The following is a 13,903-nucleotide window of genomic DNA, read 5'->3' on the forward strand; positions in this document are numbered from 1 at the left end:
CTGGCGCAGCAGAACAAGAGAGTAAACGTCCATGAACGCAGTCACAGATAACAAGCCTGCCGTAGTCCCGTCCAAGCCCAAACAGCGCCGCCGGTTTCCCACTGAGCTGAGCATCTTCCTGGTGCTGATCGGCATCGGTCTGGTGTTTGAAGTGTTTGGCTGGATCGTGCGTGACCAGAGCTTTTTGATGAACTCCCAGCGTCTGGTTCTGATGATCCTGCAAGTCTCGGTCATTGGCCTGCTGGCGATTGGCGTCACCCAGGTGATCATTACCACCGGTATCGACCTGTCATCGGGTTCGGTGCTGGCGCTGTCGGCGATGATCGCTGCCAGTCTGGCGCAAACCTCGGACTTCACCCGCGCGGTGTTCCCGTCACTGACCGACCTGCCGGTGTGGATCCCGGTGATTGCCGGGCTTGGGGTGGGGCTGCTGGCGGGTGCGATCAACGGCAGCATCATTGCGATCACCGGCATCCCGCCGTTTATTGCGACCCTGGGCATGATGGTGTCGGCCCGCGGCCTGGCGCGTTACTACACCGAAGGCCAGCCGGTGAGCATGCTCTCGGACTCCTACACCGCCATCGGCCACGGCGCGATGCCGGTCATCATCTTTCTGGTGGTGGCGCTGATTTTCCATATCGCCCTGCGCTACACCAAGTACGGCAAATACACCTACGCCATCGGCGGCAACATGCAGGCGGCGCGCACTTCGGGAATCAACGTCAAACGCCACCTGATCATCGTCTACAGCATCGCCGGCCTGCTTGCAGGTTTGGCCGGGGTCGTTGCTTCGGCACGGGCTGCCACCGGGCAGGCGGGCATGGGCATGTCCTATGAACTGGACGCGATTGCCGCGGCGGTCATCGGCGGCACCAGCCTGGCGGGCGGGGTAGGGCGCATCACCGGCACCGTGATCGGTGCGTTGATCCTCGGGGTCATGGCCAGCGGCTTTACCTTCGTGGGGGTCGATGCCTACATCCAGGACATCATCAAGGGCCTGATCATCGTCGCTGCGGTGGTTATCGACCAGTACCGCAACAAGCGCAAACTCAAGCGTTAAGGCGCACAGGGGTAGGTGGCACATTGCCGTCGATCGGTCGTTTACGGGAAAAGCGCGAATCACCTCTCACATTCCGCGATCACCGCTAAAGTGTGAGAGATGATAGTTGTCATGCGCTTCAGTGCCAGAGGTCTATTTGGCGCAGCGCATGCATCGCAATACTGGGCTGACTCGTACACATCGGGGTCGAATCAGTGTCCGCTCGTATTCGTAAAGGACTATCAACGCGATGCGCCCAACCGGCCCTGAAGGTGGTGTTGCTCTACAGCCCGCCCCTGTCGAACCCGTGGTAATCGGTAAGTCGAAGGCTTTCCAGCATTTGCATCGGCTTATCCATCGGGTGGCCAGCACTGATCGCACTGTCCTGATCAGTGGTCCCACGGGGGCAGGCAAGGAGATCGTTGCGCAGATGGTGCATCGGTTGGGTTCCCCGGACCTGCCCTTTATCGACTTGAATTGCGGTGCCATCCCCGAGAACTTGCTCGAATCTGAATTGTTCGGCTGCGTCAAAGGTGCTTTTACGGGTGCGACCAGCAACCGGGCGGGCTACTTGAACATGGTCGGGCACGGTACTTTGTTCCTCGATGAAATCGGCGAGCTGCCGCTGTCGCTGCAACCCAAGTTGTTGCGGGTACTGGAAACCCGCTCCTACCGTCCGCTGGGCTCAAGCGAGGCGCAGCGTTTTGACGGGCGAGTCATTGCGGCCACTCACCACGACCTGAAGCTGCTGGTGCGCCAAGAGCGATTCAGAGAGGATTTGTACTATCGCCTGGCCGTCGTTGAGCTGGAGTTGCCTGGCCTTGAGCAGCGTCGGGAGGATATTCCCGATCTCGTCGAGTATTTTTGCCGCCTTCAGCCCCGACAGTTCTGTTTTGCCCCCGAGGCGCTGGCCTTGCTGTGTCGTCAGGCCTGGCCTGGCAATGTACGGCAGCTGCGAAACCTCATTGATCGGATCGGCGTGTTGGCGGAAGTCTCACTGATAGACGTGACGCTGCTGGAGCCCTTTCTTTGCCATGAACAGCCGGTAACGCAGAATCACGGCGACTTGGCTCAAGCCCTGTTGAGAATGGCCGGCGAGGACAAATTGGCCGCGGCGGAGCAATTGTTGATCGATCATGCACTGCAGATGTGTCAGGGCAACAAGACGGCGGCGGCTCACTTGCTGGGAGTGAATAGAAAGGTCATAGAGCGGCGCCTGAAGTTGCGCCAGGACAAACACCTGGAAGTTGAACGCTATCTGGGAACGGGCCGCGCCCTGGTAGCCGGCGCCAACTTTCGTGAGGCGCTGACGGTTTTGCAAAAAGGTCTGGCGGTGGCCAGTGAAGTCTATGAGTGCAAGGACATCTGGCACTTGCAGTTCGAACTCTACTGCCTGCTCGGCGTCAGCTACAGCAGCATCGAGGGCTGGCTGAGCAGGGCGGGCAGCGCCTGTTATGAGTCGGCCCGGCAAGTGGGTCATGGGCTGTGTAATGCCATGGAGTTGTCCTCGATCCAGTTCGGGATCTGGACCACACAGTTGATGAGCCTGAACCTGGTCAATGCCCGTGCCACGGCCCAGGAATTGTTGCAGCGGGCACAGGGTTGCGACTTCATCAGCATGCAGGTGCAAGCCCATGTGGCCATGGCCAATACCCTCTTCTGGCTGGGGGACAAAGACGAGACGCTGGCCTGCCTGTCCCGTGCCGGGCTGACGAGCGAATTTCACCCCGACTGGCCGCAAGCCCAGGGGCTGGATCTGGTTGGATTGGCGATTACCCTGGAGGGCCTGGCTGCCTTCGAACTGGGTTTTTTTCAGTCCGCCAGGGACGCGATGGAGCGTTTGATCAGGCGCACTCTGGAGCCGCAAAGCAACACCTTCAATCGACTGGTTGCGCTTCAAGGGGCGGCCTGGCTGGCTTGCCTGTTTGAAGAGCATATAGCGCTCAAACCTCTGGCCCTGGAGCTGGAAACGCTTTCCCGGGAGCACGAATTCTCTTTCTATCAAGGGATAGGTCAGGTGTTTCGCGGCTGTTATATGGGCTCGCAGGGTTTGTTCAATGACGCCGAACGGATCATTGCCGAGGGTTTCGAGAACCATGTGGTGCGCAATGGTGGGCGCTTGTTCCATTCGTTTCAGGCCTGGAAACGTGGCGAGATTCTCCTGCAGGCAGGTCGCATCCGCGAATCCATCAGTTTGGTCTCCCATGCGCTGGACATCGCGCTCGATCATCAGGACCGCGTGTATGTCAGTGAGCTGATGGTGCTCAAGGCCTGTGGTGTGCTGGCAACGGGGGATTTCGATGGTGCTGAAAGCGGTTTGCGCAACGCTCTGTCCACAGCGCAGGCGCTCGGCTCCGTCCCCGCCGGGATCAGTGCCGCCACGCAACTGGCTCTGTTGTTGAATCGCACCAACCGCTGCGAACAGGCTGTGGAGGTCCTCTCCCGGGCTGTACGGGGCGTAGAGCCAAAAGTCGCGCATGCGGGTCTGAATCGGGCGCTGGAGTTGCTCGCCTGGATAGAAATACCTCGTCTATAAAGGGAGTTTTGACATGAGCTATGAACTTGGCCGCAACGATCTGGAGCCCTTGCTGTTAGGTGGCTGTTTCTTCGGCTGCGGCGGTGGCGGTACGTTGCTTTCGGCACGCAATATGGTGGCGCATTTTCATCGGGGCGATTACTACCCCAGCGACAAGATCCGGGTGGTCACTGTCGCCGAGGCGGTGAACGGCGAGTGCGTCATGCTGGCTTATCTGGGGTCTCCAGCGGCCATTGCGGGTTGCAAGTATCCGCACGGGCCGGTTCGGGCTGTGCAGCTGGTACAGGAACGCCTGGCCGCTCAGGGGCGTGAGCTGGCCTATGTGGTGCCCCCCGAGAGTGGTGCCCTGGGTTTCTTGGTGGCCTGCCTGGTGGCCGCACGGCTGGGGCTGGCGGTGATTGATGGCGACGGTGCCGGCCGGGCAGTGCCGTCATTGCCCATGCTGACATTTGCCGCCGCTGGGGTGATTGCGCGCCCGGCATTTCTGGTCAGCCATTCGGGCCTTGGCGTGGAGCTCAATGTCACGCCGCAACCAGACCTGGACGAGGCCGCGGGGCACTCAAACAATGCCGCAGTCATCATCGAACAGATGATGCGCCCGATTGTTTCCCAGCCCCAATTTGGCCAGTTCGGTGGTTTGGCCATGTGGGTCATGACACCGGACGAATTGGCCCGGGCGCTGCCCATTCGCGGCACCTTGTCCCGTGCGCTGACCGTGGGCAGGGCTTTGCAAGACGGCAAGATCGAAACAGCCGAGGCCATGATCGTCTTTTTGCAGCAATTGGGCCTGACCGCTTATGCCATTGCAGGCCCCGGCCGCTTTGTCTCGGCTGAAACCAGTACCGGCGGCGGCTTCGATGTTGGCAAGGTTTGTATCAGCGATGGGGACGCCCGCATCAGCGTGATCTATGAAAATGAATCGTTGCTGGTGTACGACAGCCGGTTGCCTGAGCCTCTGGCCATGGCACCGGACAGTATTGCCTACTTCGTCGAGGGGCCGGGTACCGCGGTCTTTTCCAATGGCGATGTGGTGCAAGAACAAGGAGGCATCAGCCCCGAGTTGCGGCAACGCAAAGTCACGCTGCTCGCCTGGCAGGCCGAAGCGCCATTGCTTGAGGAGAACGGGCTGATTCTCTGGAGCTTCATGCAACGGTTGCAGGCGTCAGGCTACACCGGACCCTACCGATCAGTGGGGCCTGGCCAGTTGGATCGCCTGGAAGGTGGGCGATGAGCGCTCTTCGTGTCTGCATCCTGGCGCCCGTCAATACCGATGCCTATAACGCGCTGCTGATGGACGCTGTGAGGCCGGTGATACCCGCGGACGTGCAGGTCGAAGTGCGCAATATCCGTGAGGGCAACCCGTATATCGAGAGTCGATTCAACCTGACCGAAAATGCCATGGCCGTTGTGACGGCGGCGCACGCACTGGAGCAGGAAGGCTTTGACGGTATCTGGCTCAGCGATTTCGATATGTGCGGGGTGGAGGCCGCCCGCGAAGTGATCGACATCCCCATTGTGGGTGGTTTCCCGACCTCTGCCTTCAGCGCCTTGAACCTCTGCCAGCGCTTTTCCATCATCACGATCATGCCCAGCACGTTGGCCATGCAGCGCGAACATGTGGCCACCTATGGTTTGTCACAGTCATTCGCCTCGATCCGCTCGGTGGATTGCCCGGTGGAGCAATTGTCGAACCTGGATGTCGTGGTCGCCAGGGCATTTGAGGTAGCGCTGCAAGCTGTCGAGCAGGATGGTGCGCAATCAATCCTGTTGGGTTGTACCGGCTTTGTCGGTGTGGCTGAGCGCGTTGGCGCATTGCTTGAAGCGTCATTGGGCTGCTACGTGCCGGTGCTCGACCCGAACCAGTGCGGGTTCAGCTTTCTGGTCTCACTGGTGCGGATGCGTTTGCGCCCCAGCCGGCTGTGTTACAGCAAGGTCGCGCTACCCGGCGCGTAGCGTGAAAGGAGGGCAGCAGTGACGGTATGCCCGCTGCGTCCCTCATACCCCTCATGTCGACGATAACTGCTGCCGGATCATTGCGATCCGGCAGTTTTGCTGTGGGTGGTCGCCTGTTGATTTTGCGCCGGACGAATTCGTCCACCCGGTTTCACCGAGTTGGCCGATAACGCCCGGCCAGATCCTCTGGAAAAACACTTTCATGTTGATAAATAACAAGTTTTTTGCCTGGCACGGAGGTTGCTATCTCCAGTGCGCAGGCTGAACTCTCCTGGCGGGAGTTGTACATGAGGTCGATCTGATACTTCGTACCTTGACGGTCTGAGTGCGGTACCTACGCAACATCTACGCAACTAATGGAGCAATGACAGATGAGTGCTTATTACATCGACTTCAATAACAACACCGAGGCCACCTGGACAATGGGCGTTTTTCAACAACTGCCTAACTCAATCGGGTTGGAGAGTGTTTCCTGGAAGCAGACGACTGTTCCCATAAGTGGTAATAGCGGTGTTGAGTGGGAAGTGGATTACAACGTTGCAATCGCCAATTACCAGCAGGTCGGCGGCATTGGCGTATACAAGTCAAGTCAGACCCTGGGTTCTGAATTGGGTACGGTGTGGGAGTGTGTGTTTAAAGACAACGTACAGCAATTGGTGCGCAGTAGCGGGTCGGCACCGGGCGATTCGATCATCATCAAGAATACCTCCAACCAACTGGCCAATCTGGGGATTGGCATGAGCGGTCAAGGTTCGATCTTCAAAAAAGGTGTCGTCAGTGGCGCCAGCGCCCAGTTCCAGGTCACGCCGACCTACTTTGCAGGTCTGTTCAATAACCTGGTGCTCGGCGAGGTGATCTCCAGCAACGTGGCGGTGGGGCCGCAGAAAATTGTATTTCCGGACGGCATGAACTGCGCCACGTTGAACGCCACCATGAGCGGCAACAATATCAGGGTGGCTGTGACCTACTCCCAGGTCTCTCAGGTCTCTCGTGAAGTGCTCGACCGGTTGCTGTCCATTCAGCATGAACGCTCCGGCATTCTGCTCGAACGCAGCTAACCGCCAAGCCCTGTTCGCCGGGCAAACAGGTGCTGATCAGTCCGGCCTGTTTGCCCGGCGCTCTTCTCCCGGCGGGAGATAGTGGTACGCAGGTTTTTATCATTGGGGGTGCCTGTCGCGGCATGCCCGCTAGAAAAGGACATTTCTTTATGAATACGCATGTGAATGCTGAAACCCTGACCCAAACGGGCTCTTTGGCTTTTACACCGGCCAATAACGTCAGCGCCGCGGACGTCAAACTGTTCTGCACGACCGTCAATAAAAATGCCAAAGACATTTCTCTGGGTATCGTCGATGTCTTGAAGAAGCAGCGGGTGCAAGCGCAGGCAAAAGAGTCGGCTCCCGGTTACTGGTTAGTGCAAGTTGGCACGGTGGCAGGGGAGGCCAGCGGCAATCTGAAGGCTGATCCGACCATTACGGCCAACATCACTCTCACGGCCAGTACCAGCGACATTCCGGCTACGATCAGCGCCTTGAACACTTTTTTCAGTAACTGGAACGCTGTGGCGGGGCTGGTCGCCACAGGTGCGGCCTATGTAGCGGGGACTTGGCTGCTGACGGTCATTCGGCGCCCCTGAGCGTTGTTCAACGGGCGAATCCAGCCCGCGTTTTAATCGTTCACCACACCACGCCCTAGGGCGTGGTGTTTCATTTTCAGCCCCGTCATGGAATTTCTTGCTATAAACGCACTCCATTAGCCCCTGCTGAGCACGTTTTTCGTCACTTTCCAGGTTTTGCTGGACAAATAGCTGTCTTTTCGGTTGCTGAGTCGATAAGTCGGCCTTAGACTGCCGCCCCTCGTAAATTGAGTGCCGGGTGGCGCTTGAAATAGATGGCACCTAACTGGTTGGGATGAAGAACGGTCAGGACGCTCCCTAATTCGCCTTAATGCACGTATTTTTTATAGAGAAATCAATGACAAAGGATAAGTTGCTGGCCATGCCGGCGGATGACTACATGAATGCCGAGCAACATGCTTTTTTCAGTGAGCTGTTGCAAAACATGAAGGTCGAAACCCACGAGCGTATTGAGCAGAACCGCATCGCGATCGAGAGCCTGGATACTCCTGCCGACCCTGCGGACGCCGCTTCGGTTGAAGAAGAGCGCACCTGGCTGGTGAACGCAATTGATCGTGATCAGCGCATGTTGCCTCAGCTGGAACAGGCTCTGGAACGTATCAAGGACGACAGCTTCGGCTGGTGTGATGACAGTGGCGACGCAATCGGCCTTAAGCGCCTGCTGATCAGCCCGACCACCAAGTACTGCATCGAAGCTCAAGAGCGTCACGAGCAAATCGACAAGCATCAGCGTCAAGCCTAAGCGTTTGACCTTGCCGGGGCCGCACCATGCGGCTCCGGCAGCTTGCCGGGCCCCGCAGTCATTCGCACTGCCGGCCATACAGCCTGTTGTAATCCCCGCTAAAATTTAATGTAGACGTTGAGCTGAGTGTTTCGGTTGTGTCCCCTTATATTCGGCACGGCGTTTTTGCGCGAAGCGGAATTTATCGAGGGCCAGTGTCATGAGTCACTCAAGCAAGACGGCGCGCGTATTGCGTGTCGGCATTTTTTTCGATGGCACAGCCAATAACGCGTTCAATACCCTCACCGGACAAGTGCGTCAGGCCCAGGGCCTTAGAGTGGATGCTGGCAGCAGCTATGCCGGCGTTGCGACCAATATCGCCAAGCTGTACCAGTGCTACCCGACGCAGGCAGGGTTTGACGGCGCCGGCCGGGCGCTGGCCTCGCTCTATGTCAGCGGCATCGGCACCACCACCGGGGCGGTCGACACGCCTTTCCCCGGCCTGACCTACGGCCGTGGCCGCACGGGCGTACTGGGCAAGGCCGATCAGGCCCGGGCGCAGTTGATTGAGTGCCTGCGCCACTTTGTGAGCCTGGATGCAGCTCATCCCATTACCCGCGTGCAACTGGATATTTTCGGTTTCAGTCGCGGCGCAGCGGCGGCCCGGCATTTCGTCAATCAGGTCGCCCGCATCCCCTTCAAAACGCAATTTGAGCTGGCCCCGGATTTTGAATGCGTCATCCAGTTTGTGGGCCTGTTCGATACCGTCGCGGCAATGGGCGGGCTGGAGGATCTTGGGGATGTCGGCGACGAGATCAACCCGGGGCTCAATCTGTACCTGGGGCCCAAGTGCGCACGGCAGGTCGTGCAGTTGAATGCCCGTGATGAGCTGCGGCGCAATTTCTCGTTGAACCGTATCGCCCCGCAATGGCCGATGGATGTGGCGGTGCCCGGAGCCCATGCCGATGTGGGCGGCGGCTATCCCGACGAAATGCAGGAGCAGGTGTTCCTTACCCGCTGGCAAAGCAATCTGGTCAGCACCTCCACCTCGATCAAGCACACCCGGGCCTGGAAGTTTACTCACGCGCAGCTGCTGGCATGGCAGGCCGAAGACTTGATCGACCCCCTGGACCCGGATGCCGTGATGGAAATTCGCACCCGCGAGCAACCCGAGGGTAGCCGCGAAGACCCGATGAAGCGCGTGCAGGCTGCCGTCTTTATGCAGCGCCGGGTACAGGGTCAGCTTTCACGGGTGTACTTGCGCATCATGCACGGGTTGGCGTGTGAGAACGGTGTGCCTTTGGGCGGGTTGAGCGATGCACAGGCCGGGTTGCCCGATGAGTTGCTGCCCGTTGCGGCCCGGCTACAGGAACAGGTGCGCCAGGGGAGCATCCGGTTGAGCGTTGCCGAAGAGCGCCTGTTGCGCCAGCGCTACGTTCACCAGTCGGCCAACTGGAATGCCAATGTGGGCGAGGGTCTTGGCATGCTGGACAAGGCTTTTTTCAACATACCGCAAGAGGGCGGGCGCTCTGTGTACGATCAGAAGGCCCCGGCATAACTCCGGGCATTGTTACCGCTGATGCAATGGATCTATGCAGTACATAGCTTTTTCCGGTTGTGTTTACTCTCTAATATGGCGGACATCGTTAGGTGACTAACTAAATAGGTGGAATGACCATCATGTCCAATCAGGTTGATGTCGCCGTAATGATCGGTAGCGGTGTACCCAAGGGCTTGCGAGCCACAGGGCAAAAGGTGTGCTGGGTGGTGCTGGTCAATGGCGAACAGCGCGGTACGGCGTTTTCCAGTCGTCTGGAAGCTGAAGAGTGCCGCGCAGCCTGGCTGGCGCAGCTGAGCGCCAACCATTGCGCAATGCAGGTTCGGGCTCAGCGTGCTTGAGACGGGATCAGGGGGGGATGTTGCGGGGCTGCGGTTCAGGCGTTGAGGGCACCAGCGTCCACGGCGAGCTTCAGTTCCTGAGCCGAACCCTTGGCCGCGATTTCTGCCTGTTCGGCTGTCTTGAACCAGCGGTCTTTCTCGACCTGGTGGTAGGTCACGGTTTTTAGCGGTGGTTTGGCCCGCATCACAATCACTGCCTGAAACTCACCGTCGACTTCTTTGGACTCGCCGCGGATAAAAAATTCGCCAATATCAAATTCCGTCACGTGTCACTTTCCCTTCGAGGTAATGGAGCCAGACAACCCGGCGGCATGGGCCAGGTCGATTTTTCGTCAGTATGGCAGTTGTTGACTGCCAGCGGCGCAGTTAACGCATTCGTGCGACGAAAGCCCTGCCGAACGGGGCCCAAATGCAGCAAAAAATACAGGTATTGCCTGATAGAGGGGCGGTTGTGTATACCCAAGTTCAGGTTTGAGCCGGTAGAATGGCGCCCCGGCAGTATTTTTTAGCCAGTTTTCGCTGTTGCGGGCCCAGGTTGATGCCCTTCAATTGCGGGTACCTGTTCGCCGGGTTAATCATGGCGTGACTCGTTAGTCCTGATGTCATATGTCACTTCTGACTCGAACAGTCAGGAGGCCTTGTTGTACTCGGTTTTTTACTTCAACAAGTGGCTGCGGCCTTTTTCAGCTGCCTGTCTTTTTTCTGGCAGTCCCACTTCAAGTTTTCGAGGGTTTTTCGTTGGCAGTCAGCAATTTGGAGATGCATGCGTTGTTTGTTCTGGGTGACTTGCGGGCACGCTTGGTCAAGTTGTTCCAGTCCCGTTTTGTGTACATCACAGAGCAGACCTCAGAAGGTATTTACATCGCTGAGATCGATACAGAAACAGCGATGGTGGTAGATGACAAACCGGGCCTTGGGCTCAAGGTCGGCGATCATTTTCGTGCCGCTGTCTTGCCCAGCCGTGAAGGCGGCAAGCTCGAAATAAAGTTCCGCGATATCAAAATGACCATCTACGGCATTGGCGAGTACGCCTATGTCAGCTCGCCTCTGGGCGAAGGCATCGTGTTCAAGGAAGGCCAGACCGTGATGCTGATCTTCGCGGCCCAGGAACAGTTGAAAGAAGGCCTGAGCAAAACCCTGAAGGCCGTCACCGCCAAAGCCGCCAAATGGCCCAAGGGCGAGCTGACGTTCAAGGCCAGCAAAGAGTGACCCTGACGCGCCACGCGTTTCACCAGCAGCACCTTGAGCAGGCCCGGGCTCAGGCGGCTGAGCTGTTTGCACACAAGGCAGTCCTGCAAGGCGCTTGGCTCAACTGGTGCGCGGGGCAGCTGTACAGCTTGCGCCCCGCCGAATACGCCGGCATGGTGCGCCGCGAACTGCAAATGTTGCAGGCCAGCCAGCCCCTGTAATCGCTGCCGCGGCACGGGGCTGCGATAAGGGCCCAAGGGCCTTCAGAAGATCGGGGGGCGCTACGCTGCCCGGCGCAGCCTCGCGCCTCGGCAGCGGCTAAAGGTTCAACAGGTGTCTATCCCTCAAACAGCCTAACCCCAATGGACGATGTTCAGGGGGCGGGGGCGTTTGATTATCGCGATCACTTACAACAAGTGTGCGAGGGATCGTCAGCATGGGCGTTATCGTCATTACTGTTGCTGTGCGAGGTCGTAATGACCAACGCATCTGAACTCACCGCCATGCAGCGCTTTGTCAACCGCTGTGCCGGGCAATTGATGGCCCGGCGCAAGGTCCTGCTCGGCTTTTTTCTGCTGGTCACCCTGGCGCTGGGCTATAGCGCCACCCAGGTACGGCTGGACCCGGGGTTCAACAAACAGATCCCGGTGCGTCATGCCTACATGCTCAACTTTCTGGATTTCAGCCGGGTGTTTACCGGCGCCAATCGTCTGCTGGTGAGCGTGCACTGGAAGGGCGATGGCGATATCTACAACCCCGAGTTCCTCCAGACCCTGCAACAGGTCACGGATGATGTGTTCTTTATCTCCGGGGTCAGCCGCCCCAGTGTGACCTCGCTGTTTACCCCCAATGTGCGCTACATCGAAATCACCGAAGACGGGTATGTCGGTGATCTGGTGGTGCCGCCTCAATACGCCGCCACCCCCGAAGATTTACAGCAAGTGCGCAGCAATGCCGCACGGTCCGGGCAGATCGGCCGCTTGCTGGCCAACGACCTGAAATCGGCCATGGTTCGTGCCGATCTACAGGACGTGGACCCCAAGACCGGGCAGCCGGTGAGCTATGTGCAAATCGCCCAGCGCCTGGAAACTATCCGCACCAAATACAGCAACGCCAACATCGAAATCAACATCGTCGGCTTCGCCAAACTGGTGGGCGACGTGGTGGAGGGGCTGAACACGGTGATGGGCTTTTTCGCCATCGCGTTCCTGATCACCGGTGCCTTGCTGTGGGTGTACTCACGCTCGTTGCGCCTGACCCTGGTGGCGCTGTTTGTCGCCTTGCTGCCGGTGGTCTGGCTGCTGGGCCTGTTGCCATTGCTGGGCCTGGGGATCGACCCGATGTCGATTCTGGTACCGTTCCTGATTTTCTCCATTGGCGTATCCCACGCCGTGCAAATGACCAATGCCTGGAAGCAGGAAGTGCTGGCCGGCAGTGATTCGGTCAGTGCCGCCAAGGCGGCGTTCAGCAAGATTTTTATCCCCGGCGCCCTGGCGCTGCTGATGAACGCCCTGGGGTTCGGGGTGATCATGCTGATCGATATCCCCATCGTTCACGAGCTGGGGGTTACGGCCTGCATTGGCGTCATGCTGATGATCATCACCAACAAAATCATGCTGCCCCTGATCATCGCGCACCTGCAACTTGAACCACGACTGATGACGGTCAAGGCCCGTGCCGATGATGCCCGCCACCCGCTGTGGTGGCGGCTGTCCGCGCTCGCCACGCCGGGGCCGGCCCTCTGGGTGTTCGCCATCAGCCTGGTGCTCTTGGCAGTGGGAGCGATCAAGGCCCGAGAGCTGGCGATCGGCGACATCGGCTCCGGCGCCCCGGAACTGCGCGCCGACTCGCGCTACAACCAGGACAACCAGAAGATCATCGGCAACTACTCCATCGGCCTCGATGTGCTTTCGGTGTTCCTGACCATTCGCGACCGAAGTGAGGCCTGCCTCGACCCGGCCGTGATGCGGGCGGTGGAAACCTTCGACTTCAAGATGCGCGAAGTGCCCGGCGTGCAGTCGGTGCAAAGCGTGGCAGGCATGAGCAAGCAAGTGATTGCCGGCAACAACGAAGGCAACCCGCGCTGGGCGGCCATCCCCGGTTCTGCCCAGGGTTTGCAGCAGGGCGCCTACGCCTATTCGCCGGATTCGGGGCTGGTGACTGACGGCTGCCAGCAGATGCAAATCCTGGTGTTTCTGACCGATCACGAAGGCTCCACCGTGGCCCATGTATTGGACGAGGCCAAACGCATCATCGCCGGGATTCAGGTGCCGGGGGTGGAGTTCAAACTGGCGGGCGGCAATATCGGCGTCATGGCCGCGTCCAACGAAGCGGTCAAGCACGCCGAGGTGGTGATGCTCGCGGCGCTGTTCTTCTCGGTCGCGCTGTTCTGTCTGCTGACCTTCCGTTCAGTGCGTGCGGTGCTGTGCATTCTGGTGCCGCTGGCGATAGTCGCGGTGCTGTGCAATGCACTCATGGCGCTGCTGGGCATAGGCCTCAAAGTCGCGACCCTGCCGGTGATGGCGCTGGGTGTCGGGGTGGGGGTGGATTACGGCATCTACCTGTACGAGCGCATCGAACATGAAATGGCAGCAGGGCAAGACCTGCGCGAAGCCTTTTACCGCGCCATGTGCCAGCGCGGCACGGCGGCGGTCTTTACTGCGGTCACCATGTCGCTGGGGGTGTGCACCTGGGTGTTTGCGCCCCTCAAGTTCCAGGCCGACATGGGCCTGCTGCTGGCCTTCATGTTTATGGTCAACGTGCTGGGCGCGATCTTCCTGCTGCCGGCGCTGGCCGCCTGGTTCAACCTGGGCAAACCGTTGGTGGCTGACAGATCCCCTGTAGCAGCTGCCGAAGGTTGCGTCCGGCCGCGAAGCGGTCGTAAACCCCTTGATGCAACTGTTCAGACAGATTGAGTGGCCCCTGTCAGGA

Annotated in this window: 13 protein-coding genes; 12 read left to right on the forward strand and 1 reads right to left on the reverse strand. The window is 59.0% G+C overall.

Translation table 11 applies throughout. The features are described 5' to 3' along the window. The first annotated feature begins 31 nt into the window (after positions 1-31). The 9 genes from ACZRMS_RS09615 to ACZRMS_RS09655 all read left to right on the forward strand — a co-directional run bounded on the left by ACZRMS_RS09615 (position 32) and on the right by ACZRMS_RS09655 (position 9,784). Positions 32-1,060: an ABC transporter permease gene (locus tag ACZRMS_RS09615; RefSeq protein WP_463995138.1), complete on the forward strand. Its 1,029-nt coding sequence runs from the start codon at positions 32-34 to the stop codon at positions 1,058-1,060. 229 nt (positions 1,061-1,289) lie between these two features. Further along, positions 1,290-3,575, forward strand: coding sequence for a sigma 54-interacting transcriptional regulator (locus ACZRMS_RS09620; protein ID WP_463995139.1), 2,286 nt, complete (start codon positions 1,290-1,292; stop codon positions 3,573-3,575). A gap of 13 nt (positions 3,576-3,588) precedes the next feature. Continuing rightward, a complete protein-coding gene (locus tag ACZRMS_RS09625; protein ID WP_463995140.1) occupies positions 3,589-4,806 on the forward strand; it encodes an S-methyl thiohydantoin desulfurase domain-containing protein in 1,218 nt (405 codons plus the stop codon). Then, positions 4,803-5,528, forward strand: coding sequence for an aspartate/glutamate racemase family protein (locus ACZRMS_RS09630; protein ID WP_463995141.1), 726 nt, complete (start codon positions 4,803-4,805; stop codon positions 5,526-5,528). Before ACZRMS_RS09625 ends, ACZRMS_RS09630 begins: the two co-directional genes overlap by 4 nt. Positions 5,529-5,899: 371 nt before the next feature. Further along, positions 5,900-6,586 (forward strand): hypothetical protein, encoded by a 687-nt coding sequence (locus ACZRMS_RS09635; RefSeq protein ID WP_463995142.1) that lies wholly within the window; start codon positions 5,900-5,902, stop codon positions 6,584-6,586. A 149-nt stretch (positions 6,587-6,735) separates the two neighbouring features. After that, positions 6,736-7,164 (forward strand): hypothetical protein, encoded by a 429-nt coding sequence (locus ACZRMS_RS09640; RefSeq protein ID WP_463995143.1) that lies wholly within the window; start codon positions 6,736-6,738, stop codon positions 7,162-7,164. Between the two features lie 337 nt (positions 7,165-7,501). After that, positions 7,502-7,906 (forward strand): TraR/DksA family transcriptional regulator, encoded by a 405-nt coding sequence (locus ACZRMS_RS09645; RefSeq protein ID WP_016780464.1) that lies wholly within the window; start codon positions 7,502-7,504, stop codon positions 7,904-7,906. A gap of 199 nt (positions 7,907-8,105) precedes the next feature. Continuing rightward, positions 8,106-9,443: a phospholipase effector Tle1 domain-containing protein gene (locus ACZRMS_RS09650; RefSeq protein ID WP_463995144.1), complete on the forward strand. Its 1,338-nt coding sequence runs from the start codon at positions 8,106-8,108 to the stop codon at positions 9,441-9,443. Positions 9,444-9,565: 122 nt separating this feature from the next. After that, a complete protein-coding gene (locus tag ACZRMS_RS09655; RefSeq protein WP_463995145.1) occupies positions 9,566-9,784 on the forward strand; it encodes a hypothetical protein in 219 nt (72 codons plus the stop codon). 35 nt (positions 9,785-9,819) lie between these two features. Here ACZRMS_RS09655 and ACZRMS_RS09660 read toward each other — a convergent pair whose 3' ends face one another. Beyond that, positions 9,820-10,050: a hypothetical protein gene (locus tag ACZRMS_RS09660; RefSeq protein ID WP_048358333.1), complete on the reverse strand. Its 231-nt coding sequence runs from the start codon at positions 10,048-10,050 to the stop codon at positions 9,820-9,822. A gap of 472 nt (positions 10,051-10,522) precedes the next feature. Between ACZRMS_RS09660 and ACZRMS_RS09665 the strand changes: the two genes are divergently transcribed. From ACZRMS_RS09665 to ACZRMS_RS09675, 3 genes are all read left to right on the forward strand, one after another. After that, a complete protein-coding gene (locus ACZRMS_RS09665; RefSeq protein WP_463995146.1) occupies positions 10,523-10,993 on the forward strand; it encodes a hypothetical protein in 471 nt (156 codons plus the stop codon). 2 nt (positions 10,994-10,995) lie between these two features. Further along, the gene (locus tag ACZRMS_RS09670; protein ID WP_463995272.1) at positions 10,996-11,193 is read left to right on the forward strand and encodes a hypothetical protein; all 198 of its coding nucleotides are present in this window, start codon (positions 10,996-10,998) and stop codon (positions 11,191-11,193) included. Between the two features lie 282 nt (positions 11,194-11,475). After that, complete coding sequence (locus ACZRMS_RS09675; protein ID WP_463995273.1) at positions 11,476-13,887, forward strand: efflux RND transporter permease subunit; 2,412 nt, start codon at positions 11,476-11,478, stop codon at positions 13,885-13,887. The last annotated feature ends 16 nt before the right edge of the window (positions 13,888-13,903 follow it).

The organism is Pseudomonas sp. B424, from assembly GCF_055408345.1.

Bases quoted from the DNA above. Each gene is read 5' to 3' on its own strand.
- ACZRMS_RS09675 (WP_463995273.1), top strand. From the start codon at position 11,476: ATGCAGCGCTTTGTCAACCGCTGTGCCGGGCAATTGATGGCCCGGCGC.
- ACZRMS_RS09635 (WP_463995142.1), top strand. From the start codon at position 5,900: ATGAGTGCTTATTACATCGACTTCAATAACAACACCGAGGCCACCTGG.
- ACZRMS_RS09655 (WP_463995145.1), top strand. From the start codon at position 9,566: ATGTCCAATCAGGTTGATGTCGCCGTAATGATCGGTAGCGGTGTACCC.
- ACZRMS_RS09620 (WP_463995139.1), top strand. From the start codon at position 1,290: ATGCGCCCAACCGGCCCTGAAGGTGGTGTTGCTCTACAGCCCGCCCCT.
- ACZRMS_RS09645 (WP_016780464.1), top strand. From the start codon at position 7,502: ATGACAAAGGATAAGTTGCTGGCCATGCCGGCGGATGACTACATGAAT.
- ACZRMS_RS09615 (WP_463995138.1), top strand. From the start codon at position 32: ATGAACGCAGTCACAGATAACAAGCCTGCCGTAGTCCCGTCCAAGCCC.
- ACZRMS_RS09640 (WP_463995143.1), top strand. From the start codon at position 6,736: ATGAATACGCATGTGAATGCTGAAACCCTGACCCAAACGGGCTCTTTG.
- ACZRMS_RS09650 (WP_463995144.1), top strand. From the start codon at position 8,106: ATGAGTCACTCAAGCAAGACGGCGCGCGTATTGCGTGTCGGCATTTTT.
- ACZRMS_RS09630 (WP_463995141.1), top strand. From the start codon at position 4,803: ATGAGCGCTCTTCGTGTCTGCATCCTGGCGCCCGTCAATACCGATGCC.
- ACZRMS_RS09625 (WP_463995140.1), top strand. From the start codon at position 3,589: ATGAGCTATGAACTTGGCCGCAACGATCTGGAGCCCTTGCTGTTAGGT.